Source organism: Burkholderia sp. AU31652, assembly GCF_002223155.1.
Taxonomy (GTDB): Bacteria; Pseudomonadota; Gammaproteobacteria; order Burkholderiales; family Burkholderiaceae; genus Burkholderia.
In genome coordinates this window covers 327,705-354,171 of record NZ_NKFG01000008.1, presented here as the reverse complement: position 1 = coordinate 354,171, position 26,467 = coordinate 327,705, and the positions used below count along the sequence as shown (strand labels likewise).

22 protein-coding genes are annotated in these 26,467 nt (G+C 63.3%); 9 read left to right on the top strand and 13 right to left on the bottom strand.

Features of this window, described 5'->3' with window-relative positions:
* Positions 1-3: 3 nt before the first annotated feature.
* A complete protein-coding gene (locus CFB40_RS37300) occupies positions 4-1,164 on the bottom strand; it encodes a CaiB/BaiF CoA transferase family protein (protein WP_089434247.1) in 1,161 nt (386 codons plus the stop codon).
* Between the two features lie 537 nt (positions 1,165-1,701).
* On the opposite strand from CFB40_RS37300, the gene CFB40_RS37295 reads away from it, so the two are divergent.
* The 6 genes from CFB40_RS37295 (at position 1,702) to CFB40_RS37270 (ending at position 8,602) form a co-directional block, all read left to right on the top strand.
* On the top strand, positions 1,702-2,502 hold the full coding sequence (locus CFB40_RS37295; RefSeq protein ID WP_179255346.1) for an SDR family NAD(P)-dependent oxidoreductase: 801 nt from the start codon (positions 1,702-1,704) through the stop codon (positions 2,500-2,502).
* Positions 2,503-2,613: 111 nt separating this feature from the next.
* On the top strand, positions 2,614-3,669 hold the full coding sequence (locus CFB40_RS37290; protein WP_089434246.1) for a zinc-dependent alcohol dehydrogenase family protein: 1,056 nt from the start codon (positions 2,614-2,616) through the stop codon (positions 3,667-3,669).
* A 65-nt stretch (positions 3,670-3,734) separates the two neighbouring features.
* Entirely contained in the window at positions 3,735-5,195 is a 1,461-nt protein-coding gene (locus CFB40_RS37285) for an aldehyde dehydrogenase (RefSeq protein WP_089434245.1), read from the top strand.
* 219 nt (positions 5,196-5,414) lie between these two features.
* The gene (locus CFB40_RS37280; protein WP_256977001.1) at positions 5,415-5,957 is read left to right on the top strand and encodes a MerR family transcriptional regulator; all 543 of its coding nucleotides are present in this window, start codon (positions 5,415-5,417) and stop codon (positions 5,955-5,957) included.
* A gap of 2 nt (positions 5,958-5,959) precedes the next feature.
* Complete coding sequence (locus CFB40_RS37275) at positions 5,960-7,510, top strand: MFS transporter (protein WP_089434244.1); 1,551 nt, start codon at positions 5,960-5,962, stop codon at positions 7,508-7,510.
* Positions 7,511-7,717: 207 nt separating this feature from the next.
* Positions 7,718-8,602, top strand: a complete 885-nt coding sequence (locus tag CFB40_RS37270; RefSeq protein WP_089434243.1) for an alpha/beta fold hydrolase — start codon at positions 7,718-7,720, stop codon at positions 8,600-8,602.
* Between the two features lie 87 nt (positions 8,603-8,689).
* On the opposite strand, the gene CFB40_RS37265 is transcribed toward CFB40_RS37270, so the two are convergent.
* From CFB40_RS37265 to CFB40_RS39380, 5 genes are all read right to left on the bottom strand, one after another.
* The gene (locus tag CFB40_RS37265) at positions 8,690-9,403 is read right to left on the bottom strand and encodes a nitroreductase (RefSeq protein WP_256977000.1); all 714 of its coding nucleotides are present in this window, start codon (positions 9,401-9,403) and stop codon (positions 8,690-8,692) included.
* A 79-nt stretch (positions 9,404-9,482) separates the two neighbouring features.
* Complete coding sequence (locus CFB40_RS37260; RefSeq protein ID WP_373452713.1) at positions 9,483-10,775, bottom strand: acetyl-CoA hydrolase/transferase family protein; 1,293 nt, start codon at positions 10,773-10,775, stop codon at positions 9,483-9,485.
* Positions 10,776-10,947: 172 nt separating this feature from the next.
* Positions 10,948-12,618, bottom strand: coding sequence for an electron transfer flavoprotein-ubiquinone oxidoreductase (locus CFB40_RS37255; protein WP_089434240.1), 1,671 nt, complete (start codon positions 12,616-12,618; stop codon positions 10,948-10,950).
* A 219-nt stretch (positions 12,619-12,837) separates the two neighbouring features.
* The gene (locus CFB40_RS37250; RefSeq protein WP_089434239.1) at positions 12,838-13,683 is read right to left on the bottom strand and encodes an enoyl-CoA hydratase/isomerase family protein; all 846 of its coding nucleotides are present in this window, start codon (positions 13,681-13,683) and stop codon (positions 12,838-12,840) included.
* Positions 13,684-13,695: 12 nt separating this feature from the next.
* A complete protein-coding gene (locus CFB40_RS39380; RefSeq protein WP_143329958.1) occupies positions 13,696-13,836 on the bottom strand; it encodes an SDR family oxidoreductase in 141 nt (46 codons plus the stop codon).
* Between the two features lie 316 nt (positions 13,837-14,152).
* Here CFB40_RS39380 and CFB40_RS37245 point away from each other — a divergent pair, with 316 nt between their 5' ends.
* Positions 14,153-14,902: an electron transfer flavoprotein subunit beta/FixA family protein gene (locus CFB40_RS37245; protein ID WP_089434238.1), complete on the top strand. Its 750-nt coding sequence runs from the start codon at positions 14,153-14,155 to the stop codon at positions 14,900-14,902.
* A 16-nt stretch (positions 14,903-14,918) separates the two neighbouring features.
* Positions 14,919-15,851: an electron transfer flavoprotein subunit alpha/FixB family protein gene (locus tag CFB40_RS37240; RefSeq protein WP_089434237.1), complete on the top strand. Its 933-nt coding sequence runs from the start codon at positions 14,919-14,921 to the stop codon at positions 15,849-15,851.
* Between the two features lie 54 nt (positions 15,852-15,905).
* Here the strand turns inward: CFB40_RS37240 and CFB40_RS37235 are convergent, their stop codons facing one another.
* The 7 genes from CFB40_RS37235 to CFB40_RS37205 form a co-directional block, all read right to left on the bottom strand.
* Positions 15,906-16,694: an IclR family transcriptional regulator gene (locus tag CFB40_RS37235; RefSeq protein ID WP_039343247.1), complete on the bottom strand. Its 789-nt coding sequence runs from the start codon at positions 16,692-16,694 to the stop codon at positions 15,906-15,908.
* 7 nt (positions 16,695-16,701) lie between these two features.
* Positions 16,702-17,571: an IclR family transcriptional regulator gene (locus tag CFB40_RS37230; RefSeq protein WP_089434236.1), complete on the bottom strand. Its 870-nt coding sequence runs from the start codon at positions 17,569-17,571 to the stop codon at positions 16,702-16,704.
* Positions 17,572-17,870: 299 nt separating this feature from the next.
* Positions 17,871-19,022: an NADH-dependent flavin oxidoreductase gene (locus CFB40_RS37225; protein WP_089434235.1), complete on the bottom strand. Its 1,152-nt coding sequence runs from the start codon at positions 19,020-19,022 to the stop codon at positions 17,871-17,873.
* A 193-nt stretch (positions 19,023-19,215) separates the two neighbouring features.
* Complete coding sequence (locus CFB40_RS37220) at positions 19,216-20,148, bottom strand: LysR family transcriptional regulator (RefSeq protein WP_089434234.1); 933 nt, start codon at positions 20,146-20,148, stop codon at positions 19,216-19,218.
* Between the two features lie 91 nt (positions 20,149-20,239).
* Complete coding sequence (locus tag CFB40_RS37215) at positions 20,240-23,758, bottom strand: pyruvate carboxylase (RefSeq protein WP_089434233.1); 3,519 nt, start codon at positions 23,756-23,758, stop codon at positions 20,240-20,242.
* 229 nt (positions 23,759-23,987) lie between these two features.
* A complete protein-coding gene (locus CFB40_RS37210; RefSeq protein ID WP_089434232.1) occupies positions 23,988-24,191 on the bottom strand; it encodes a hypothetical protein in 204 nt (67 codons plus the stop codon).
* On the bottom strand, positions 24,188-25,339 hold the full coding sequence (locus tag CFB40_RS37205; protein ID WP_089434289.1) for an acyl-CoA dehydrogenase family protein: 1,152 nt from the start codon (positions 25,337-25,339) through the stop codon (positions 24,188-24,190). Before CFB40_RS37205 ends, CFB40_RS37210 begins: the two co-directional genes overlap by 4 nt.
* A gap of 242 nt (positions 25,340-25,581) precedes the next feature.
* Between CFB40_RS37205 and CFB40_RS37200 the strand changes: the two genes are divergently transcribed.
* Positions 25,582-26,457 (top strand): MaoC family dehydratase, encoded by an 876-nt coding sequence (locus CFB40_RS37200; RefSeq protein ID WP_089434231.1) that lies wholly within the window; start codon positions 25,582-25,584, stop codon positions 26,455-26,457.
* Positions 26,458-26,467 lie beyond the last annotated feature (10 nt).

Below are 26,467 nucleotides of genomic sequence, written 5' to 3'. Positions count from 1 at the left end.
CGCTCACCGAATCGCCTCTCGATTGCGCAGCGCATCAATCTCATGTTGAGCAAACCCCCAGTCGAGCAACGCTTCGTCCGTATGCTCGCCGATCCGGGCGGGGGGCCTCTGGATCGCACCTGGCGTGCGGCTGAAGCGCGGTGCCGGGCCAGGCTGTACCACGCCGGCCACTTCCTGAAACGTTGCTCGTGCGACGTTGTGCGGATGCTTCGGTGCTTCCGTCAATGAGAGCACCGGCGCAATGCACACGTTGGTTCCGGCTGCGAGGTTGCACCACTCGTCCCGGGTCTTCTGCCTGAATATCTCGGCAAAGCGTGCGCGCAGCAGCGGCCATCCGTCCGTATCGTGCTGCTTCGGAAGCGGTTCGTCGGCCACGCCGAGCAGGGTCAGCGTCTCGCGATAAAAGCGCGGCTCGTTGGATGCGAGCGATACGTAGCGGCCGTCGCTCGTTTCATAGACCTGATACCAGGGCGCGCCTGAATCCAGCCGATTCGAGCCTCGCCGGTCGATCCATGCGTTGCCGGCATGCATCCCGTATATCAGGGTCATCAGCGACGCGGAGCCGTCGACCATGGCCGCGTCGACCACCTGCCCCTGTCCGGAGCTCCGGGCCTCGAGCATCGCACTGACGACCCCCAGCGCAAGATAAAGCGAGCCGCCGCCAAAATCTCCGACGAGATTGAGCGGTGGCACCGGCGGGCCGTTTTCGGAGCCGATGGAATGGAGCGCGCCGGTCAATCCGATGTAGTTGAGGTCATGGCCGGGCGCGTCCGCGAGCGGGCCGTCCTGTCCCCAGCCCGTCATGCGGCCGTAGACGACCTTCGGATTGACCGCGAGACAGTCGTCCGGGCCAACGCCAAGCCGTTCGGCCACCCCGGGACGAAAACCTTCGATGACGGCGTCTGCGCCCTCGACCAGGCGAAGGATCACCTCGACTGCCGCGCCATTCTTCAGATCCATCGCGATCGAGCGGCGGCTACGACGCAACAGGTCGAACCGACTTTCCAGCAAAACACCGCTGTCCGACGGCACGATACGGTCGATTCGCAATACATCGGCGCCGAGATCGGCGAGCAGCATGGCGCAGAACGGCAACGGTCCGATGCCGCCGATCTCGACCACCTTGAGACCCGCCAACGGGCCTTGGCCTTTGCAGCGTTGCAAATTTGTCTCCGATTTTTTTGCGGGATCGAGTATCGCTACCCCGCCTCTTGTATCCGAGCCACTGCCTGCCTCGGAAAGCGACGCACCATGCGCGTCGGCAATTTGCCGGGGCTACTCGTTGCCGAACGAAGCCCGCCAGCTCGGTCAATCCTAGGGGCGCCCACCGCCTCGTACAAATGCAGATTCGCGAAAGCGGCGTTGCGGTTTCGCGAACGCGGTGCCGCACTGCCAGTTGAGAGCAACTCGAGTTTCACGCGTCGATCGACGGGTCAGACAGCCATTCGTCTGCCATGCCGGGGCTCGACGAAAGCCAGATTCGAAAATAAGCAACTCCGCATTCGAAAAACGTCACTCGAATTACCGCCGCTCCGTACCTACTATTGCCCAGGCAGATATACGGCGCGCCGCGGAGGTCATTTACCTCTCGCCGCCAGACTTCTCGATCCGCCAGCCGGATTCGCACGAATCGCAATGTCGTGCATATCCGACCGACAGGCGAGCTCGAACGAACTTCTCCATGATTTGAAGGCAATTTCGATGAGCAGTCTTGAAGGGAAAGTAGCCATCGTCACCGGCGGCACCGGTGGGATCGGCAAAGGCATCGCGTTGCAGCTCGCAGCGCGCGGCGCAACAGTCGTGATCAGCGGGCGAAATGCAGCGAAGGCAGAGTCGGTCCTCGCCCAGCTCCGGCAGGCTGGCGGCATTGCGGATTTCCTGTCGGGAGACGTGCGATCGAAAGACGATATGGACGCGTTAGCCGCGGAGACCGCCCGTCGCCATGGCGGCATCGACATTGTCGTCGCCAATGCCGGCGGCAATGACGACGAGGCGCGGTCTCCCCAGGTTCGGGGCGCATTCGCCAATATCGACCTCGCACGCGTTGCGGCGCTGGTTGCCGAGAATACGGCCGCCAAGCTCTTTCCGGTGCAGGCTGCGTTGCCGTACATGCGCCCTCGTGGCGGCGGCAGCGTGATCTTCGTGACCTCGGAAGGCGGCCGGGTCCCCACCCCGGGCCAAACGGCCGTTTCGACATTTGCCGGCGGCCTGATTCGCGCCAGCAAAGTCATCGCCAAGGAACTGGCGCGCGACAAGATCCGGGTCAACTGCGTTTGCGTGACGGTTGTGCGCGACAGCCCGTCGTGGGACGCCGTGTTCGGTGCCGACAGCAAGGTATCGGAACAACACCGCAAACAATACGAAAAGGTCGTCGCCGGCTGCCCGCTCGGCGTAGCGGCGCCCACGGATATCGGTCAGGTCGTCGCGTTCCTCGCATCGGACGAATCGGCCTACCTGACAGGCGCAACGCTGAGCCCGACGGGCGGACTGACCATTCATTGATCGCGCCACGGGTCGTGCGTGAGCTTACCGCGCCGGCATCGGAACATTGACGCCTCGCGCAAGCGCTGCAGCGCCCGCACCGAGCCTACGCACCAGATTTGGAGAACTATCATGCGCGGCATGGTCTTTCAGGGAAATTGCAAGGTCGACGTCCTCAACTTCGACGATCCCGTTCCGGGATACGGCGAAGCAGTCATCGAAATGAAGGCGTCCGGCATGTGCGGAACCGACCTTCACTATTACCGCCACGGGATGGCGGAATCGTTGAGCATGCTAGGCATGCGCGACCGGATGGAATCCGACCAGGTCATCGGCGGTCATGAACCGTGCGGCGTCGTGGCCGCGGTCGGCCCGGGCGTCGATCCCGCAACGTTCCGGGTCGGCGACCGGGTCATGGTCTTTCATTACGCGGGTTGCAGCTGCTGCGACCACTGCCGGACAGGCTGGACCCAACTGTGCGATCGCGGCGCGCGCATCTACGGCGTGCTGAGTCACGGCGGGCATGCGAACTACATGAAGGTACCGGTATCGTCCCTGGTCCATCTGCCGCAGGAAGTGTCGTTCAAGGGCGGTGCGGCCATCTCGTGCGGCACCGGCACGGCATACGGCGCGCTGCTGCGTCTGGATATCAGCGCGCGTGACACGCTTGCCGTCTATGGCCTCGGCCCTGTCGGCCTCTCCACCGCTCAACTCGCCGCAGCGATGGGTATCGAGGTGATCGGCATCGATATCAACCCGAATCGCGTCGAGCGCTCGAAAGCATTCGGCGTCACACATGGCATCGACGCCAGCAAGGTCGACCCGGTCGAGGAGATCCACAAGCTGACGGGCGGAAAAGGCGTGTCCTGTGCAGTCGAATGTGCCGGTGGTGAACTGCCGCGCGCGCAGGCGATTCGCAGCACGAAAGTATGGGGGCGTGTCGTTCTCGTCGCGGTCGGCGGGAACCTGACCATCGATGCAATGAAAGACCTGATCGGCAAGCAAAGAACGCTGATCGGCTCCTTCACCTTCTCCGAAGTCGGCATGAAGGACTGTGCCCACTTCATCGCCGATCACGGTGTCGAGGTAGACAAGCTCTTTACCGAAGAGTGGCGTCTCGAGCAAGCCGGTGAAGCCTACGCACACTTCAACCAACAAACGAGTGGCAAGGGCGTCATCGTATTTTGACGGCACGCACACCCGTGCCGTCCGGAATTTGGAAAGCGCCGTCGAAGACGGCCATGGAGAATTAGATGACCAAGAGAACGATCGACCTCAAGCATCCCCGAGCGTTCTACATCGGCGGGCAATGGGTGGCACCGTCCACCGCCGAAACGTTCGACGTGCTCGACTGCGCGACGGAAGAAGTCGTGGCGACCGTGGCAAAAGCCGCGTCGGCCGACATGCAGCGTGCAATCACCGCGGCGCGTGACGCATTCGACAACGGCCCGTGGCCCCGCATGACGCCGCAGGAACGCGCAGTCTATCTCGAGAAGTTCGCGGAACGGCTGGAAGCGCTGAACGACGATTTCGCGCGCATCTGGTCGATCGAGACCGGGATCGTGTACAAGATCGCCCAGCCGCGTATCGGGCTGTTCATCAGCGGCGCATTTCGCCAGTACGCAGCAATGGCGTCGACCTTCCCGTTCGTCGAGGAGCACCGGTCGGTTACCGGCAATCTCGGCTATCGCGTCTACGAGCCGGTCGGCGTCGTCGGGGAAATCATTCCGTGGAACGGTCCTGCCGGGTTGATGGCGTACAAGACCGCGCCGGCGCTACTCGCAGGTTGCACACTGGTGATCAAGTCGTCGCCCGAAGCGCCCTGCTCGGCCTACCTGTTCGCCGAGATCTGCGAAGAAATCGGTTTGCCGCCCGGTGTGATCAATGTCGTGACGGCCGATCGGGACGTATCCGAGGAGCTGGTTCGCCATCCCGGCGTCGACAAGATCACGTTCACGGGATCGACAGGCGCCGGCCGCCGGATCGCTTCCATTGCCGGCGACCGCGTGGCGCGCGTCACGCTCGAACTCGGCGGCAAATCGCCCGCCGTCATCCTCGATGATTTCGATGTCGAAGCTGCGGCAAACATCCTCGGGCCGTCCTATTTCGGCTACAACACCGGGCAGATCTGCCACAGCCTGACGCGTGTGATCGTTCCGCGTGCGAAACACGACGCGATGGTCGAAGCGTTATCGAACATCGCCCGACAGATTGTGGTCGGCGATCCGTTCGCGCCGGAGACGACCTCCGGCCCGCTCGCGAGCGCGCGGCAGCGAGAGACCGTCGAGCGGTTCGTCGCAAAGGGCATCGAGGAAGGCGCAACGTTGGCAGCCGGCGGCAAACGTCCGGCCGGCTTGCAGCGCGGGTTCTTCTTCGAGCCGACGGTATTCGGCAACGTGGACAACCGTTCGACGATCGCTCAGGACGAGATCTTCGGCCCGGTATTGAGCGTCATTCCCGCCGACGACGAAGCCAGCGCGATCCGGATGGCGAACGACACCCCGTTTGGCCTGAATGCCGCGGTGTTCACGAACGATAGCGCCCGTGCGTTGCACGTGGCACGCCAGATCCGCTCGGGGACGGTCGGCCACAATGGCCCGCGCACCGATTTTTCGATCGGCTTCGGCGGATTCAAGCAGTCCGGCATCGGGCGTGAAGGCGGCGTCGAAGGGCTGACCGCGTTCATGGAATCGAAGACCATCGTCATGGCTTGACGGACCGGCTGTTCCCGCTCGGATCGCACATCGACACGGGTAACAGAATCGATTGGTAGCGCGGCTCCCGGATTCCACGTGGCGGATCGACCGCGCTCCTCTCGACACGCCAGTTCGACTCAGCGAAGCGCCGACGGAATGTCGGCGCTTCATTTTCGCCCAACCTGTACGCATACGTTGACGTTCCATGCAGCGCCCACACGCGCCGCGTGAATCGGTATGCGCGGGCAACTGCCCCCCCTCTTTCATTCGATGCAAGCCAGGAATTCACCACTCGTCGCGATACGCGAGGCCGCCCGTCAGCTGGCCGTGACGCCCCGCACCCTGAAGTATTACGAGGAACTCGGCCTGGTGATTCCAGCCAGGAGCAACGGAAGGTACCGGCTCTACAGCGTCGCCGATCTGGACAAGCTCGGACGGATCCTGCGACTGCGCTCCCTCGGGTTCTCGCTCCACGGCATCACCGAAATACTCAAGCAGCCACTGGCGATCGAGGCCGACGGCCGCAGGCAGTATTCCGCCGAGTCGTTGCACGAGATCTCGTCAGGTCTTGCTGAGCAGATCACCCGCCTGAACGCCCGGATCGTGCAGGTCCGACGTGAATTGAAAGACGCGGAGACACTGCGCAACGAGCTGAACGATGACCTCGAGTACTTGCGGCGACGACTCGCCGGTACCCCTGCGGAAGTGCTCGAAGGTGAACGTCTCGCCGCTCGCGAGCGTCGTTCCGCCGCGTCCGGGTCTGGCAACGGAGCATCGTGATCATGGCGTTCTCCCGCGCACGGTCACTGACGTACCGTCATCTTCGTCATGACCTTTTTCCCTGGGCCATCGCGTTGTCGGTCGGACTCGACTACTTCGACAATACCGCCTTCTCGTTCTTCAGCAGCTACGTAGCTGGCGGGATCAACGTACCGCCGGACGAACTGGTGTGGTCGTCGTCTGCGTATGCTGTCGCATCGGTACTGGGCATTCTTCAACAGCAATGGTTGATCGAGCGAATCGGGTTCCGCCGATATCTCAGCGGCTGCCTGTTGATGTTCGCGATCGGCTCACTGGCGGCATCGCTCAGCGTGACTTCATTTCAACTGGCGATGGCACGAGGCTTTCAGGCCTACTTCATTGGGCCGATGCTCGGTACGTGTCGGATTCTCTTGCAGACCGGCTTCTCGCCCAAGAATCGCCCGCCGGCGACCCGCCTGTTCCTGACGATCATCCTGTTGGCGAGCGCCCTTGCGCCGCTAGCCGGTGGCGTGCTCATTGCAAACTTTGGCTGGCATGCGCTCTTTCTCTGCACGACGGTCGCCGGGCTCGCACTGGCCGTATTCGCGTTCCTGGTCGTTCCACATATCGGCAAGCGCCAGCCGGCATTGCGCAGCGACACGCATCTCTGGCCCTACCTGATTTTCGCGCTCGCCCTCGGTGCGCTGCAGATCGTCGCTCAGCAGGTCCGCTTCGAGCTGTTCAGCACGTCGCCGATACTGTTGCTCCTTACCGCAGCGGGCCTGCTCGCGCTCGGTTGGGTGGCCTGGCAGCAATGGAACCACCCAAAACCGCTCATTCGGTTGAGTGCATTGCGAGAAGGCCCCTTCAGAGTCGCCATCGTGCTCTATGCGTTCTACTACTACATCACGAATGCAATCGGCTATCTGATATCGAGACTGCTCGAAGGCGGCCTCGGCTACCCGGTGGAAAATGCGGGCCGAATCGTCGGATTCACGTCACTGTCGTCGATCGTCGTGGCGTTCTTGTATTTCCGATACGCGAAGTTCGTGACGCGCAAGAAGCTGTTGATCGTTCCAGGATTCCTGATGGCTACGTTCATCGCCGTGTGGTTTATCCACCTCCCCCCCGATGTGAGTGTGTCGTGGCTCCTGGCACCGCTGATCGTGCGCGGCTTCCTGTTGATGTTCATCGCTCTGCCGAACGGAAACGTCGCGTTCCAGATCTTCCCGGATCACGAATTTACGCACGGCTACCGACTGAAGAATATCGTCAAGCAGCTTGCATACTCGCTATCGACCGCGTCCATCATCATCCTGGATCAGCACCGCCTCGCGCTCCATCAAACCCGCCTGGCGGAATTTGCAACCCCTTACAACCCGATCTTCGAGAACGCGCTGCAGTCGATGGCTCATGCGTTTGCCGAGCACGGCATGAATACCGCGCAGGCCGAAGGTGCTGCTCTCGGAGAATTCGCGCGCATGGCAACGCATCAGGCGAGCTTCATGAGCGTACTGGACTGCTTCTACGTGATTGCAATCATTTCCCTGGCCGGCGCCATCATTGCACTCGTTCAGCGGCAGATAAAGTGACGCGGGCGTGACCGCAGTACGGAACGTTCCGCGCGCCGAGATTGACGCAACTTTCCACGGCGTCAAACTTACAGAATGCTCGGCGATCACGATGGGCAATAGCAGTCGATCTGGATTCCGGGCCGAGAACGCGGGATCCGAGCGCCTCGATGGCTCACGATGCCTGATCGGTGGCGAATGGTTACGTAATGCTGAAGCGGTGCAATCATGACGATTTCGATGAAAGAGGAAACCTGCCCTTCGTGCTCGAAGGGCAGGACTCACACCTGGACAAGTGCTGACGGCCTGAGGCTCGCCGGCGAATCGTGGGGCGACCCGCTCGGCGCACCCGTCATCCTGCTGCACAGCAGCGGGCAAACGCGTCATGCGTGGAGCGGAATCGGCCACGCGCTCGGCGCGGCCGGCTTTCATGCCGTTGCCTTCGACGCAAGAGGCCATGGTGAATCGGATTGGTCGCCGACCGGCAACTACAGTCAGATCGCGATGGTCCGCGATCTCGAACGCGTCGCGACGCTCTTCGACGGCCGACGACCGATGCTCGTCGGCGCCGGCCTGGGAGGTGGCACGAGCTTGCTCGCAGTCGGGGAAGGCTTTCTTGATGCAGCTGCACTGGTGCTCGTCAACATTGCGCCGTGTGTCGAGCCGCACGGTGTCGTCCGTCTGCAGTCGCTGATGCGTCGGCCGGACGGGTTCGAATCTCCTGACGAAGCCGTCGACGCGATCAGGCGGTATCGCCGGAATCCAAAAAATGGGTTCGTTTCAAGCAACGTGAGCCGCAGCCTGCGTCACGACGGAGACGGAAGATATCGCTGGAACTGGGATCCGCATTTTCTCGCGTGGCCCCGCGACCTGGATCGACGCCACGCACGCTATTCCGCGTGTGCGCGAAGGCTCAAGTTGCCGACGTTGCTGGTGCGCGGCGGCAATTCCGACATCGTCAGCGAAGCAGGCGTGCATGAATTCCTCAAACTGTGCCCCCACGCCGAGTACGTCAACGTTCCTGCCGCCGGGCACATGGTGGCTGGCGATCGCAATGACGTCTTCGGCGAGGTTGCAGCGCAGTTCCTCGGTCGCCACATCCGCCCCGTCTAGCTAGCGCTGTCGGGTTGTCATCGAATCGGCTCAGCAGGTCGAGCCGTCACATGCGGCCAAAATCGAGGCAGGCGAACGCGTCACTGCTCAGACCATCCGCATCACGTCCTTCGTTGCTGCCCGGGTGGAGCGAAATCCGTTGGCGGGATGCGCCAGATCGGCGTAACCGAATCCGATCCCGCAAACGAACTTCCGCTCGTCTCCGATCCCGAAATAATTTCGAATGAAGCCGGCATGGTTTGCGAGCGCTGCCTGGGGCGTCGTGGCAACGTCATAGGCGCGAGCCGCCAGCAGGAACGACGCGACGAATGCCCCGCTGTCGACGGCTGCGTACTGTCCGAGTTCGGCGGGCATCGTCAGGATCGCCACGTGAGGCGCACCAAACAGCCTGAAGTTCTCCGCAGCCTGTCTGGCACGGGCGACGCGGTCTTCGCGGTCGATACCGAGCGCCTCGTAAAGGGCATATCCGATTTCGCGCCGACGTTCGCCATAGACACCGGGGTACTCGGCCGGAAACGGTATATCGGAATCCATCTCGGTATGCCGCGCGGCATGGTCGACCAGTGCAGCACGGAATCGATCAGTCGTCTCGCGGGATGTCACCACCACGTGCCATGGCTGCACATTGCACCACGACGCAGAACGTTTAGCGATGTCGACGATGCTGCCGATCACACTCGCCGGAACGGCGTCCGGCAAATAGGCGCGACAAGTAAATCGTGACGATGACAAACGATGGATCGTTTCCACGTCTGCCATGGTCCGTTCATTCAACTGCGAGCGATTGGCGCGCTTCTGCATGGTGTGTTTCTCCTTCCATTGCTCCGCTATCGGCGGCGCGCCTCGACTCAATCCGGCACGTCGCCCGTGGTCGCGTCATTCAGGTGCCCGGATAGGCTTCGCGTGTGAGACGTTCGCGATGATCGGGGTGTGCGACTGCAATCATCTTTGGAATACGCTGGGCGAGAGACAGGCCACGCAGATCGGCAATCCCGTATTCGGTCACGATCACGCATCCGTCGCTTCTCGGTATCGTGACCGGCCCCGACAATCGCGTCACGATCCGGCTATGCCGCCCCGCCGTCGACGGCAGCGCAACGATCGGAACGCCGCCCTGACTGAGCTGGGCCGCACGCAGGAAGTCGCCGACACCGCCGACGGCGCCGACATACGTGTCGCCAACCATCTCGGCGTTGATCTGCCCGGTCAGGTCCACCTCCACTGCCGAATTGATCGCGACGAACCGGTCGATTCCGCGGAGCACTTCCGGGTTATGCGTGTATTCGGTACCGCGCAACTCGAGCGCGGGATTCCGATGCGCGAAGCGACGTACCCGTGCGGAACCGATGATGACCCCGCCGATCGTGACCCCCTTGTCGATCGACTTCTTCGCGTTCGTGACGACACCGGCCTCGCAGAGCATTGCGACACCATCGCCGATGCTTCCCGAATGCACGCCGAGGTCGCGCTTGCCCCGCAGTTCCGCCATCACTGCATCGGGAATCGAGCCGATGCCTGTCTGCAACGTCGCACCGTCCTCGACGAGCGATGCGACATGCCGACCGATTGCCTGCTCGACCGGCCCGGGTTCCGTGACGGGCGCCTCGGGGAACACCGCGTCGGATGCCACCAACAAATCGATATCGTCAGCCCGAAGATACGGCCCACCGTGAGTCCACGGAACGTCCGGATGCACCTCGGCGACAATCGCGCGCGCGTGCTTCACCGCCTCGACCAGATATTCGCGCGCAAGACCGAGGCTATAGCGCCCCTGGTCGTCCGGTGGCGAGACCTGAAGCATCACGACATCTATCCGCAACCCGCCGGAACGGATCAACCCGGGCAGCTGCGAGTAATGGACAGGAAGAATGTCGAGCACGCCCGCGCGGGCCAGCTTTCGGTTCGATCCGCTCCCGCAGTACGCGAGAAAGTCGAATGCGTCGGCATGCTCGGGGGCAAGTACGTCGGCGAGGCCGATACCGAGGAAGATGCGGATCCGCTTCAGATGCTCACGCTGGGCAACGAGCGCGCGCATCAGCGTGACCGGCTCAGCGTGTGACTGGCCCCACATCACGGTGTCGCCGGAGCGAATGATGGTGGAGAGCGCCTCGCAGCAGCCAGCCATGGCGGCTTCGTTCAAAGGCCCTGGGGTCACGGGTTCAGCATGGTTCATGAGTCGACGAACTCGAAAGTCACGGAGACGCGACTCCGACGCTGCTCACCGCGTTCGGAACGGTCCATGTGGAATGGGATGATCAGGGCAGCGGTGGAGGCACTCTGCCTCGATTCGAGCACCGCCACGGGCGGGGGTCAACGCGGTCCCGGCCCGCGTTCCGTACTTTGGTTTACATGTTCGGGTAATTCGGCCCGCCGCCTTCCGGCGTGACCCACACGATGTTCTGCGTCGGGTCCTTGATGTCGCAGGTCTTGCAGTGCACGCAGTTCTGCGCGTTGATCACCAGGCGATCGCTGCTGTCGTCGTTCTTCACGAACTCGTACACGGCCGCCGGGCAGAAGCGCGCCTCCGGCCCCGCGTACGTGCGCAAGTTCACGTTCACCGGCACGTTCGCATCCTTCAGCGTCAGGTGCGCGGGCTGGTTCTCTTCGTGGTTCGTGTTCGAGATGAATACCGACGAGAGACGGTCGAACGTCAGTTTGCCGTCCGGCTTCGGATACTCGATCGGCTGGCATTGCGATGCCGGCTTCAGCATTTCGTGGTCCGCATGCTTGTGGTGCAGCGTCCACGGTACGTTGCCGCCCATCACCTTCTGCTCCAGCCCGACCATCAGCGTGCCGAGGTACAGGCCCTTCGCCATCCACTGCTTGAAATTGCGCGCACGGTACAGCTCCGTGTACAGCCACGACTGCTTGAAGGCATCCGGATACGCGTTGAGCTCGTCCGACTGGCGGCCGGCCTGCACCGCGTCGAACGCGGCGTCGGCCGCCAGCATGCCGGTCTTGATCGCTGCGTGACTGCCTTTGATCCGCGACGCGTTCAGGAAGCCTGCGTCGTCGCCGATCAGCGCGCCGCCCGGGAACACCGTCTTCGGCAGCGACAGCAGCCCGCCGGCCGTGATCGCGCGCGCACCGTACGACACGCGCTTGCCGCCTTCCAGGAACGCGCGGATCGACGGGTGCGTCTTGTAGCGCTGGAATTCCTCGAACGGCGACAGGTACGGGTTCGTGTAGCCGAGGCCGACCACGAAGCCGACCACCACCTGGTTGTTGTCCATGTGATACAGGAACGAGCCGCCGTACGTATCCGACTTCAGCGGCCAGCCGGCCGTGTGGATCACGAGGCCCGGCTTGTGCTTGGCCGGATCGATCTCCCACAGTTCCTTGATGCCGATCCCGTAGGCCTGCGGATCCGCGTTCGCGTCGAGCTTGAACTTCGAGATCAGCTGGCGGCCCAGATGGCCGCGGCAGCCTTCGGCGAACAGCGTGTATTTCGCGTGCAGCTCCATGCCGAGCTGGAAGTTCTCGGTCGGCTCGCCGTCCTTGCCCACGCCCATGTTGCCGGTCGCGACGCCTTTGACCGAGCCGTCGTCGTTATAGAGAATCTCCGCAGCGGGGAAGCCCGGGAAGATCTCGACGCCCAGCGCTTCGGCCTGTGCCCCAAGCCAGCGCGTGACGTTGCCCAGCGAAATCACGTAGTTGCCGTGATTCTGGAAGTTGGCGGGCAGCGCCCAGTTCGGCGTGGTGACCGCGCTCTTCTCGGACAGGAACAGGAAGCGGTCTTCCGTCACCTCGACGTCGAGCGGCGCGCCGCGTTCCTTCCAGTCGGGGAACAGTTCGTTGATCGCGCGCGGGTCCATCACCGCGCCCGACAGGATGTGCGCGCCGATCTCGGAACCTTTCTCGAGCACGCACACGCCGATCTCGGTGCCTTTCTCGGCGGCCAGCTGCTTGAGCCGGATCGCCGCCGACAGCCCGGCGGGGCCGCCGCCGACGATCACGACGTCGTATTCCATCGATTCGCGCGGGCCGTATTGCTCGATGAGACTGGTTTGGGACATGTGCTGATTCAAATCATGTAGGCGCGACAGATTCCCATCGCGTGTTGAACTCGGCTTCGTCGTCGTGACCAGCCGACCTTTTTCAATCGCTCAGTGTGCGACCGCGCTCCTACCCCGGTCGACCGGTAAGCGGAGTCAGTGGTCGCGGGTGTGCCACAGCGGCAAACGCGAGCCCATGCTGCGCACGCCGGGCCCCGTTTCTTTCACCGATCTTCCGGCTTATACGCTCCGCGTCGGAGACACCGGCGTTTCGAGGGGGAATTCCGGCGCGCGCTTGTCGCGGAACGACTTCACGCCTTCGCGTACTTCAGCCCCGCCGAACCCAAACATTTCCAGTGCCAGCGACGCGTCGAAAGTCGGCCCAGCCTGGCGCAGCCAGTTGTTGAGCGCGTATTTGGTCAAGCGTATCGCCGACGGTGCGCCGTTCACGAGCCGCACAGCGATCGACAACGCCGTTTCCTGAACGTCGGCATCGTCTACCGCGACGGATACCAGTCCGATCTGCTCGGCCTTCTCGCCATTCACGGGTTCGCACAGCATCAGGTGATATTTGGCTTTCGCCATGCCGCAAAGCAGCGGCCAGATGATCGCTGCGTGATCGCCTGCTGCGACGCCGAGCCGCGTATGACCGTCGACCAGGCGTGCCGATCGGCCGGCCACCGAAATATCCGCGAGCAGCGCCGCCACGAGCCCTGCACCCACCGCCGAGCCATGGATCGCGGAGACGATCGGCTTCGAACAGTTGATGATGTTGTAGACGAGATCCTTGGATTCGCGCCAAACGCGCACCCGCGCGTCGAACGAATCGATCATTTCCTCGACCATGTCGAAGTCGCCACCTGCAGAGAATGCCTTGCCTGCGCCGCACAGGATCACGGCAGCGACACTCGGATCCTCGTCGACGTCTCGCCACACTCGCGCCAACTCCTCATGACCTCGCGCGTCGAGCGCGTTGAGTCGCTCCGGACGGTTGAGCGTAATGCGCAAGACCCCCTTCGCGGGTCGATCGAACGCAAGACTCGAATACGACGCGTATATGGATGTCTCCTGATCGCTCTCTGACATGATTCTTCCTTTCTATGTTTGACTCACGGAGCCGCGCGACGTGATCCCGTCGTCCACCGTGACAATCGTTCCGGACGTATAGCCGGACTTGCCGGATGCAAGGAATACGAACAGCTCCGCGAACTCGTCGACAGTCGCAGCGCGACCACCCATCCGAACGAAGCCGACGCGATTTCGGCATGCGCTGGGCTTTGATCTCAATCGTGTGCGCGGCGTCTGGAAGCGTCAACGCACGACCAGGTGTTGTTCCGTACGTCGGAATAACCACAATGCAGCTTTTCGTCTGTGCCGCGCCATCCGGCACGTATTGTCAATTCCACGCGCTCCTCGCGGTTTCCGAAGTACGGAATCATTGAACCGCCGGTGTTGACCTGACCATGGCAGAACCGACACTGTTGACGCTACGCCAGTGCGGCAGCTTATTCCGTGCAGTGGGTGCAGGATTGTTGATTGGAAAAGGAGACGCAAAGTGAAGGTATTGGTCCCGGTCAAGCGCGTCGTCGACGCGAACGTGAAGGTCGGCGTGAAATCCGACCAATCGGGTGTCGACATCGCGAACGTGAAGATGTCGATGAACCCGTTCGACGAAATCGCTGTTGAAGAAGCCGTGCGCCTGAAGGAAGCGGGCGTGGCGACCGAAGTGATCGCCGTATCGGTAGGCGTCGCGCAAGCGCAGGAAACGCTGCGTACGGCGCTGGCGATCGGCGCGGATCGCGCGATCCTCGTCGAGTCGAACGACGGCGTCGAGCCGCTGGGCGTCGCGAAGATCCTGAAGGCGCTGGTCGACAAGGAGCAGCCGCAACTGGTGATCCTCGGCAAGCAGGCGATCGACGACGATTCGAACCAGACTGGCCAGATGCTGGCGGCGCTGGCAGGCCTGCCGCAAGCGACGTTCGCATCGAAGGTGACGGTGGCCGACGGCCGTGCAACCGTCGCACGCGAAGTCGACGGTGGCGCGGAAACGCTGTCGCTTCAACTGCCCGCCGTCATCACCACGGATCTGCGCCTGAACGAGCCGCGTTACGTGACGCTGCCGAACATCATGAAGGCGAAGAAGAAGCCGCTGGAAACGGTGAAGCCGGAAGACCTGGGTGTCGACGTCGCGCCGCGTCTGAAGACGCTGAAAGTGGTCGAGCCGCCGAAGCGCGCAGCCGGCGTGAAGGTGCCGGACGTGAAGACGCTGGTCGAGAAGCTGAAGACCGAAGCCAAGGTGCTGTAAGAGGGAGCGGAAAGAAATGACGATTCTGGTGATTGCAGAACACGACAACGCGTCGATCAAGGCCGCGACGCTGAACACGGTGGCGGCGGCGGCGAAGATCGGCGGCGACATTCACGTGCTGGTCGCGGGCCACAACGCGCAAGGCGCAGCCGACGCGGCAGCGAAGATCGCAGGTGTGTCGAAGGTCCTCCTGGCCGACGCGCCGCAACTCGAAGCGGGCCTCGCGGAAAACGTCGAAGCGACCGCGTTGAACATCGCGAAGGACTACTCGCACATCCTCGCGCCGGCGACGGCCTACGGCAAGAACATCGCGCCGCGCATCGCCGCGAAGCTGGACGTCGCGCAGATCTCGGACATCACGGCAGTCGATTCGGCCGACACGTTCGAGCGCCCGATCTACGCGGGCAACGCGATCGCGACGGTGCAGTCGAGCGATCCGATCAAGGTCATCACGGTGCGTGCAACGGGTTTCGATCCGGTGGCAGCGGAAGGCGGCAGCGCAGCAGTCGAGAAGATCGAAGCGGCAGCCGACGTAGGCAAGTCGCAGTTCGTGAGCCGTGAAGTGACGAAGCTGGACCGTCCGGAACTGACGAGCGCGACGATCATCGTGTCGGGCGGCCGCGGTCTGGGCAGCGGCGAGAATTACACGAAGGTGCTGGAGCCGTTGGCGGACAAGCTGTCAGCAGCACTCGGCGCTTCGCGCGCGGCAGTCGACGCAGGCTACGTGCCGAACGACTATCAGGTCGGCCAGACCGGCAAGATCGTCGCACCGCAGCTGTACATCGCGGTCGGCATCTCGGGTGCGATCCAGCACCTGGCCGGCATGAAGGATTCGAAGGTGATCGTCGCGATCAACAAGGATCCGGAAGCGCCGATCTTCAGCGTGGCCGACTATGGCCTCGTCGGCGATCTGTTCTCGCTCGTGCCGGAGCTCGTGAGCGAATTGTAAAACCATCGCCCCTGCGATGCCCTGACGTCCATCGGATCATGGAACTGCCGGACGTCAGGGCTCGCAGTCGACATCACTCAAAATAAACGACAGCGTTTCCGCAGCTGCCTTCAATTCGGACACTACGCGCCGACGGATTGCAGTCATATCCGGCTCCAGCTCGACCGCCCCACAGTTCAGCGCCATCAGCGTGTGGGTACGACCGACCACAATAGGCACTGCTATGCCGTATGCATTCCGCTGATATTCGCCAACCGACATGCACACGCCCGACTGCTCCAGGTCGGCAAACGCCGCATCAAGGTTCTTTTGGACGACATCCGCGTCGTCTCCTGCCGCTTCGAGCAACTCCGCGATCAATGCATCGCGCGCATCCTCAGGTAGTCCGTAGAGGTAAGCACGGCCGACAGCAGTCGACTCCATCGGCAGCAAGGAGCCGACGCCAAGCCGCAAGGTCGCGATCTTGGGGCTTGCTCGCCACGCGATATACACCATGTCGAGCCGATGCGGGACCGCAAGCGCTACCGACAGATCCAGCTTGTCGGCAAGTTTCTGCATCACGGGCGTAACCAGACGCGTGACCGGATTTGCCTCCAGGTACGCGTGGCCGATGCTCAATGCGCCGGCACTGAGTTCGAACTGCCGGCCGCCGCCCACGCGGCGCAGATAACCCGTCGAAATCAGCGTCGACGTCAGGCGGGACACCGTCGCCTTCGGGAGACCGGTACGCCGTACCAGTTCCGCATTCGACAAGGGCGCACGTACCGCCCGAAACGCATGCAGCACCTCGAGCCCGCGCTCGACGGTCAACGTCACACCTGTTTGGCTGTCGGTCTTTTCCATATACGTGTCAGCCGGCGACGATCGCCTGCTCCTGCAAATGCCGGGCTGCTGCAACGAGACGCGGCCCGAGTTCACGCTCGACCCGGGCACGTCCCAGCCGAGCGCTGCGGCCAATGCAGGCGAGCACGAGCGGGGTATGGTCCTGGACCACCAGTGGCACCGCGAGAATCGTAAGATCCGGCTCCCACTCGCCCAGCGACACGCAATAGCCGACGTTGTGCACCTGTGAAATGCCCTCGCTGATACGACGACGCAGGTTGGGCCAATCACGCCCTGTCTTGCGTTCGATGTTGCCCAGCAAATAAAAGCGTTCGAGTTCCGGCAGTGCCGCAAGCATGGCCCAGCCCATCGGCGATGATGCGATACGCAGGCGAGTGCCCGCATAGAGCTTCAGATCGACTGACGCCGGCTTGCTCGCGCACGTTTCCAGCACGATCACATCGAGACGATCCCGTGTGCCGAGTACCACATAGGTTTCGCTCGCATTCGCGAATGCCTGCATTTCAAGTCGCGCGAGCAGTTGAACGTTGGAATGAGCGATTGCCGCATAGCCGAGCGACAGCACGGGCGCGGCAAGCCGGTATTTTCGACGCTGCGGCGAATAGTGAAGGTAACCGAGCGCGACCAGAGAACGCGCCATCCGTGAAACCGTCGGTGCAGGAATACCCGTCTCGGCCACGAGTTCCTGGTTGCCGAGCCACGGCTCGTGCGGGGAAAACGCAGCCAGTATCGCGAGACTCCGTGCCAATGGAACGACCATCGCTTGGGATGCGGATCCGCTGTCCAGATTCCGGCCGTCGTCGAGCGATGGATCGCCCCAGGTTGCCTTCTCCTGTCCGGACACGAGTGTCTCTGCCTGGCGTGCGTGAGGCGACATCGATTGCTCCGTTTGTCTCGATCTGGCTCTGAAAACGGCCATGAACTATCTGTTCTGCAACTACGGACCGCGCGCGGCATCAACGGCGCGCGCAACGTGACTGCATCCGATGGCATTCATTACAGGACCCGGGAAGCGTCAAGTCAATTGGATCGCCGACTCATTCCGTACTTTGAAAGACGGAACAGAACGCACACTGCACCCGGATACGGTGAATCGGCGGTTTTCCGTAGCTGACGCGTCGGAACGCCTGCCATGCCACCAATCATAGTACGGAACAAATCCGCAATCGCCCCGGATCAGTCGACAACCGCCGCTGGCCGATGCACGGGAATCCAGCCAGGCGCCATTTCAATCGCCGCCCACAAGCCCTCCGGAATCGACAATTGCGACTGCTCGCCCATCTCGATTGCGTGGCGAATTTGTGCGTCGCAACCTGTTTCGGCGATCGCCACCCAATCCGGATTCATCACGAGCCCTTTTCCAACCGCTACCAGCGACAGCCCGAGATCGAGGGCGTCCGCGGCTTCGCGCGGGGCGCGAAGCATCCCGGCAGACATCACCGGCACGCGGCCGCCGACATGGTCGACGATCGCTTTCACCGTGAGGCCGGTATCCGCGCCCAACGGCCGTGCACCTCGAACGTCATTGAGCGACGCGTGCACGTAGTCGACCCCGCCCTCGATGAGCTTGTCTACCAGTGCGCAAACATCCGGCACACGATATCCGCCCTCCTCGCGCTCCTCCGGAGATATCCGGTACCCCAACAGGAACGGGCGCTTCGCGTACGCGGCAATCACACGTCGCGCCTCGCTGACGACCGCCAGCGGAAAGCGCATGCGGTTTTCCAGCGACCCACCCCATTCGTCACAGCGCCGGTTGTAGCGCGGAGAAAAGAAATTTTGCAGCAGGAAGCCATGCGCGCCGTGCAGTTCCACGCCATCGAATCCCGCTTCGATCGCCCGGCGAACGGTGTCGCCAAAAGCCCGCACCATGTCTTCGATCTCGTTGGACGCCAGCGGTCGCGGCGTGACGTCACCGCGGTTGAACGGTCCCGCCAGCGCGGCGACGGCGGATGCGCTCACGAGTTCGCCATTCGGGACGGCCTCGACAACGGCTTTGTTGCCAGCATGGAAAATTTGCAGGACGGCAAGCGCGCCACCGCTCTTGGCCGCTTCGGCCAGTCTTCTCAGGCTGGGAATGAAACGGTCGTCGTAAGCGGCGAACTCGTCGGTAAAGCCGATGCCGTTCTCCGTCACATGCGTACAACCGGTCACGACCATGCCAACGCCCTGAACACGGCGCCGGTAGTAGTCGAGTTCGGCGTCTGAAATGGCGCCATCGGGGTCGGCGGACCAGGTGGTCATCGGCGCCATCACCACGCGATTGCGCAGTGTCAGGCCATTACGAAAAACAAGAGGTCGGAAAAGGGAAGCATGCTCATTCGTCATTTGAATGCGAGGCCATCGCTCGTCGCGCAGCCCGTGAATACAGGAGCAACGATGATGCGGGCGGGATGCATCGCCATCAAGCCACACGAGACGACATCAGTGTTAATTCGAGATTGACAACGAGGGCCGCCGAGACCGAGTCTTTTCGACGCATTGCCGGCGATCGAGCGATTTCCCGAGCACGCTCGAAATGTCAGGTCACGTTGAGCGCGGCCATATCCGCTTCGAGGGCCGTCGGAATCGATGCTTGCAGCGACTCGACGAAGGTCCGGATCTTCGCATCGAGATACTGGCGTGATGGATAGAGTGCGTAAGCCGTCAGCGACTGCAGCGTGTAATCGGGCAGCACCCGTACCAATCCGCCACCTCGCAGGGTCGGCACTGCAGTCGACATGGGTAATGCGCCGATTCCGGCGCCAGCGCGCAAGGCAACGGCCAGCGCCTCTACCGTATTGACCCGGAGCTGGGCCGGTGGCAGTTCGAAACGCTCGGCACCATGCGGCCCGGTCAACTGCCAGTGGTTGTTCGGGAACACGGACGAGACGATTTGCAGGCAAGCGTGTTCAGCAAGCATTTGCGTATCGAGCGGTACGCCATGCGTGTCGAGATAGGCCTGTGATGCACACAGCACACTGCTGAGCCTACCGAGACGCTTCGACACGAGCCCCGAATCCGGCAGGTCAGCCGCACTCAGCTGCAGCGAGACGTCATAGCCGTCATCGATCAAGTCCGGCACATGCTGAGACAGCGTCAGCTCGACCAACACGTTCGGATAGGATTGCCGATATGCCAACACGGCCGGCAATACGTAGCTTTGGCCAAAGCCCGGTGTCGCGTGTACGCGCAAGCGTCCTGCCGGCCTCGCATGCGCGTCGGCCGCCTCCGCCTCGGCCAGGTCGATGCCGGCGAGAATCTGCTCGCACCGACCGAGATAGCGTTCGCCCGCCTCCGTCAGGGCGATCCGCCGCGTCGTTCGGTTGATCAACCGCGTCCTCAGATGCGTCTCGAGCGCACCAACCGCACGCGACACGAGCGCGGTCGTGACGCCCATACGCTCTGCCGCGCCGGTAAAGCTGCCCTCTTCGGCAACGCGCACGAAGAATTTCATTGCCTGAAGCTTGTCCAACCGATCACTTCCTAATCAAATCGATCCGATCAAAGGGACGCGACAGACGGCAACGCGCATCTGGAATCGTGGTCCGACAAGCGAGCCAGCATTACACGGCTCCCTTCATCTCGATCAGCAGATCCTTCGCCGCCACCCGCTCGCCCGGCTTCACGTGCACGGCCGCGATCTCGCAGTCGCGCTCCGCCGCGATGTGTGTTTCCATCTTCATCGCCTCGAGCGCGATCAGCGTCGTACCGGCCGTCACGCGCTGCCCCGGCTGCACGGCCACCGTCACCACCGAGCCCGGCATCGGTGCGGCGATGTGCAGCGGATTGCCCGGATCGGCGCGCTGCAACCCATGGCGCTCCTTGCCCGCATGCACGACCGTCTTCTGCTCGACCAGCGCGGAGCGCGACTGGCCGTTCAGCTCGAACAACACCTTCACGATGCCGTCCTGCGCATCGGCGTGCTGGCCCTGCAGCGACACGAGCAGCGTCTTGCCCGGCTCGATGTCGATCGCCACCTCCTCCTGCGGCTGCAGGCCGTACAGGAACGCCGACGTCGGCACGACCGACGTGTCGCTGTACGCGCGAACGTGCGAGTAGTAGTCGACCGTCTGCTTCGGATACATCAGGTACGACGCCAGTTGCCGATCGTCGAGCGGCTGCTCGCACGCGGCCTCGGCCTGCTTGCGTGCCGCGTCGAGATCGACCGGCGGAATCTGGTCGCCCGGGCGATACGGCGCCGGCGGCTCGCTCTTCAGCACCTTGCGCGACAGCTCCGCCGGGAAGCCGTCGGGCGGGAAACCCAGCTCGCCCTTGAACAGCGACACGACCGATTCCGGAAACGCGATGTCCTTGTCCGGGCGGCGCACGTCGTCCACGCTCAGGTCGTTCGCGACCATCATCAGCGCCATGTCGCCGACCACCTTCGACGTTGGCGTGACCTTCACGATGTCGCCGAACAGCCGATTGACGTCCGCATACGCACGCGACACCTCGGTCCAGCGATGATCGATGCCGAGCGAGCGCGCCTGCTCGCGCAGGTTCGTGTACTGGCCGCCCGGCATCTCGTGACGGTAGACGTCGGCCGTGCCCGCGCGGATCTCCGATTCGAACGGCGCGTAATAACGGCGCACGCCTTCCCAGTACATCGATGCTTCGTGCAGGCGATCCTGGTCAAGCCCCGGATCACGCTCGCTGCCGGCCAGCGCGGCCGCGATGCTCGACAGGTTCGGTTGCGACGTGAGCCCGCTCATTGCATCGAGCGCGCCGTCCACCGCGTCGCAGCCCGCACCGATCGCCGCGAGCACCGACGCCGCAGCGATACCGCTCGTGTCGTGCGTGTGGAAATGCACGGGCAGCCCGGTTTCCTCCTTGAGCGCCTTCACGAGCGTCGCGACCGCTTGCGGACGGCAGATGCCGGCCATGTCCTTGATGCCGAGCACGTGCACGCCGGCCTGCTGGAGCTCGCGCGCGATGCCGACGTAATACTTGAGGTCGTACTTCGAACGCGACGTGTCGAACAGGTCGCCGGTGTAGCAGATCGCGCCTTCGCAGAGCATCCCGCTCTCGCCCACCGCGTCGATCGCCACGCGCATGTTGCGCACCCAGTTCAGCGAGTCGAACACGCGGAACAAGTCGACGCCAGCGCTCGCGGCCTGTTGCACGAAGAAGCGCACGACGTTGTCTGCGTAGTTCGTATAGCCGACCGCGTTCGAACCGCGCAGCAGCATCTGGAACAGGATGTTCGGCACGCGTTCGCGCAGCAGCGCGAGCCGTTCCCACGGGTCTTCCTTCAGGAAGCGCAGCGCGACGTCGAAGGTCGCGCCGCCCCAGCATTCGAGCGAGAACAGCTGCGACAGCTCGCGCGCGTAGAACGGCGCGATCGGCAGCATGTCGGCCGTGCGCATGCGCGTCGCGAACAGCGACTGATGCGCGTCGCGCATCGTCGTGTCGGTCAACAGCACCTGTTTCTGATCGAGCATCCAGTTCGCGAACTTCTCGGGGCCAAGCTCGCGCAAGCGATCGCGCGTGCCGGCCGGAATCGCCACGGCCGTATCGATCTTCGGCAGCACCGGTTTCTGCAGTGGCAGCGCCGGCAGCGTGCGACCGTTCATCTCGGCGTTGCCGTTCACGTTCAGCTCGCCGAGATAGCGCAGCAGCTTCGTCGCGCGGTCGCCGCGCTTCGCGAATTCGAGCAGTTCCGGCGTCTTGTCGATGAAGCGCGTCGTCACGTCACCCGCGATGAAGGCCGGATGGTTGATCACGTTCTCGAGGAACTGCAAGTTCGACGTGACGCCACGAATCCGGAACTCGCGCAGCGCGCGATCCATCCGGTGAATCGATTCGGCCGCCGTCGGCGCCCAGGTCGTCACCTTCACGAGCAGCGAGTCGTAGTACGGCGTGATCACCGCGCCGCCATAGGCGGTGCCGGCATCGAGCCGCACGCCGAAGCCCGCCGCGCTGCGATAAGCCGTGAGCCGCCCGTAGTCGGGCAGGAAGTCGTTCTCCGGATCCTCGGTTGTGATCCGGCATTGCAGCGCGTTGCCGTTCAGCGGAATCGCGTGCTGCTCCGGCACGCCGGCTGCGCGCGCGATGAGCGAGCCGTCGCCGTCCGTCGCATCCTCCGTCAGCCCGATCTGCCCACCTTCCGTGATGCGGATCTGTGCCTTCACGATGTCGATCCCGGTGATCATCTCGGTCACCGTGTGCTCGACCTGGATGCGCGGGTTCACCTCGATGAAGTAGAACTGGCCGGTGTCGGCGTCCATCAGGAATTCGACGGTGCCCGCGTGCGTGTAGCCCACGGCACGCATCAGGCGCAGCGCCGATTCGCACAGTGCTTGCCGGCCGTCGTGATCGAGGTACGGTGCCGGCGCGCGCTCGACGACCTTCTGGTTGCGTCGCTGCACCGTGCAGTCACGCTCGTACAGATGCACGACCGTGCCGTGCAGGTCGCCGAGCACCTGCACCTCGACGTGCCGCGCATTGCGTACGAGTTTCTCGACGTACACCTCGTCGTTACCGAACGCGGCCAGCGCCTCGCGGCGCGCGACGGGCAGCAGCGTCTCGAGGTCGCGTTCGTTCTCGAGCACGCGCATCCCGCGCCCGCCGCCGCCCCAGCTCGCCTTCAGCATCAGCGGATAGCCAACTTCCGCGGCCAGTGCCTTGCACGCATCGAGATCGTCCGGCAACGGCGCGGTCGCGGGCATCACCGGCACGCCGGCGGCAATCGCCGCGTTGCGCGCGGCCACCTTGTTGCCGAGCGTGCGCATCACGTCCGGCGACGGGCCGACCCAGCGGATGCCGGCATCGATCACGGCCTGCGCGAAATCCGGGTTCTCGGACAGGAAGCCGTAGCCGGGATGGATCGCGTCGACCTTCGCCTGCCGCGCGACGCGCAGGATGTCGTCGATGTCCAGATATGCGGCGAGCGGCTTCTTGCCCTCGCCGATCAGGTAGCTCTCGTCCGCCTTGAAGCGATGCAGCGCAAGCCGGTCTTCCTTCGAATAGACCGCCACCGTGCGAATGTTCAGCTCAGCGGCGGCACGCATCACGCGGATCGAGATTTCCGAGCGGTTCGCGATCAGGATGGACTGGATGGGGGTAGAAGTCACGGCAGCCATGAATCGTTAAGGGTTAAAGAGATCCTGTCGACGCGATCCATCCGCCGGCGGACCGATTTCCCGGCGATGCGCGGGATCCGCGGCGTCGTTCGCGATGCATCGGACTGCTTCCGGGCATCTGCATTCTCACGAGTTCTGCCGGGAGTCGCTATCGGCATCGCGACGACGAACAGCACTCAGCCGACCTGCTGGCGGCATCGGTGCGGCATGCAGAAGCCCGCAACCAGCGTTAGTCGTGGTGCACGAACAACGATGTGTGATCCATCCAGTCATAGTGAGCGCTGCCACCCACCCACGCCCAGTTCGCGGCATCGCGCCGCGCCCCGTCCGGGCTCAGGCGTACGAACGATCGTTCGGCCTCCGTCGCCCTGTCGCGCCGTGCTTCGGCATGCTCGTCGACAGCCGTCATTGCACCCTTCGCGTCGCGCTTCATTGAGCGTCACGGACCATGTTGCGGGCGATCACCACCTGCTGGATCTGGGTCGTGCCCTCATAGATGCGGAACAGGCGCACATCGCGATAGAAGCGCTCGATCGCGTATTCGGCCATGTAGCCGGCGCCACCGAAAATCTGTACCGCACGATCGGCCACACGGCCACACATCTCGGACGCGAACAGTTTCGCGCACGAGGCCTCGGTGCTGACCGGAAGCTTGTCGTCGCGCCGGCGCGCGGCGTCGACCACCATGCAGCGAGCCGCATAGATCTCGGCCTTGCTGTCAGCCAGCATCGCTTGCACGAGCTGGAAATCGGCGATCGGCTTGCCGAACTGCTTGCGCTCCATCGCATAGGACAACGCCATCGACAGCATTCGCTCGGCCACAGCCACGCATACCGCGGCGATATGGATGCGGCCCTTGTCCAGCACCTTCATCGCCGTCTTGAAACCTTGCCCTTCCTTCCCGCCGATCAGGTTCGCTGCCGGCACGCGCACGCTATCGAAGATCACGTCGCACGTATGGGCACCTTTCTGCCCCATTTTCTTGTCGCGCTTGCCGAAACTGATGCCAGGCGTTTTCGCATCGACGATGAACGCCGAAATGCCGCCCGAGCCCTTGTCGTCCGGATTGGTGCGGGCCATCAGCGTGAAGATACCTGCATGAGGCGCGTTCGTGATGAAGCGCTTGGTGCCGTTGACCACGTAGTCGTCGCCATCCCGGATCGCCGTGGTGCGAAGCGACGCCGCGTCGGAGCCGGCTTCCGGTTCGGTCAGTGCAAAGGACGCGATCAGCTCGCCAGTCGCGAGGCGCGGCAGATACTTCTCCTGCTGCTCGGGCGTGCCGTCGAACAGGATGCCCTGCGAACCGATGCCCACGGTGGTGCCCAGGAGCGACCGGAATACCGGCGACGCGCGGCACAGTTCGAACACCGCCAGAACCTCCTCTTCCATGGTCAGCTCCAGACCGCCGAAGCGTTCCGGAATGGTGAGGCCGAACAGGCCCATCGCCTTCATGTCGGCGACGATGTCGTCGGGAATCTCGTCGGTTTCCGCAACGAGTTCCTCATTAGGTATGAGTCGCTCGCGTACGAAGCGGGCGATGGACTCGAGCAGGCCGTTGAGCGTTTCTTGATCGCGAATCATGTCGGTGTGCCAGATGAAGGGATGAACATGCTCCGATGCTGCGCCGGCCGACAATGCGATACAACCGAACCGTCGAAAACGTTCCGCAGAATGAAAGTGCCACGACAAGGCTGGCATTGGCAATCGGCCACGTCAGGTACGGCAGCTCCTGCCAAGGTACGGAACAACGTTCGGCGATCCGTTGACCGCAGATTGAGCCGGTTCCACCGTAAGAGCTCGAATCAACTGCCGTTACGTCCACCATGCCGCTCCAGCCGAATCACTTGCTGTCCCGCCCGTTCCCGTCCATCGAGCATGCGTACTCGCTGCGCGACACCCAGCTCTACGCGCTCGGCCTGGGCCTCGGCGTCGACCCGCTCGATGCGGGGCAATTGCGTTACGTCTACGAGGGCAAGGATGGCGCGTCGCTACGTGCGCTGCCGACCATGGCGAACGTGCTCGCGTACCCGGGCTTCTGGGCACGCGAACCGGACACGGGCATCACCTGGCAAAAGATCCTGCACGCGGAGCAGGAAATCAGGATTCACGCGCCCCTACCGGCCAGCGGCCGCGTCACGGGCACGACGCGCATCACCGGCCTGTGGGACAAGGGGGAAAACAAAGGCGCGTTTCTCCAGCAGACGCGCGACATCGCGGATGCCGAGACGGGAAACCTGCTCGCCACCGTCGTCCAGCTGAGCCTGTTGCGCGGCGATGGCGGGTTCGGCGAAGGCGGTAGCACCGACGCCCTGCCGACACCGCACGCGATGCCTGACGGAGCCCCGGACTGTGTATGCGAGTTGACCACCCCGGCGCAACTGGCACTGATCTACCGATTGAGCGGCGACCTGAATCCGTTGCACGCGGATCCGGCCGTGGCCTCTGCGGCAGGGTTTCCCCGCCCCATTTTGCACGGCATGGCCTTGATGGGCCTCGCAGCGCACGCGGTGCTGCGTACGGTGCTGGCCTACGACGACACACGCTTTGCAGGCATGCGCGTGCGCTTCACCGCGCCGGCGTGGCCCGGCGATACGCTGCGCACCGAGATGTGGATACGCGGCAATACGGTTTCACTGCGCGTCACGGCCGTGGAGCGCAACGTGGTGGTTTTGACCAACGCGCGGGTTGATCTGCGCTGAAACGCAATTC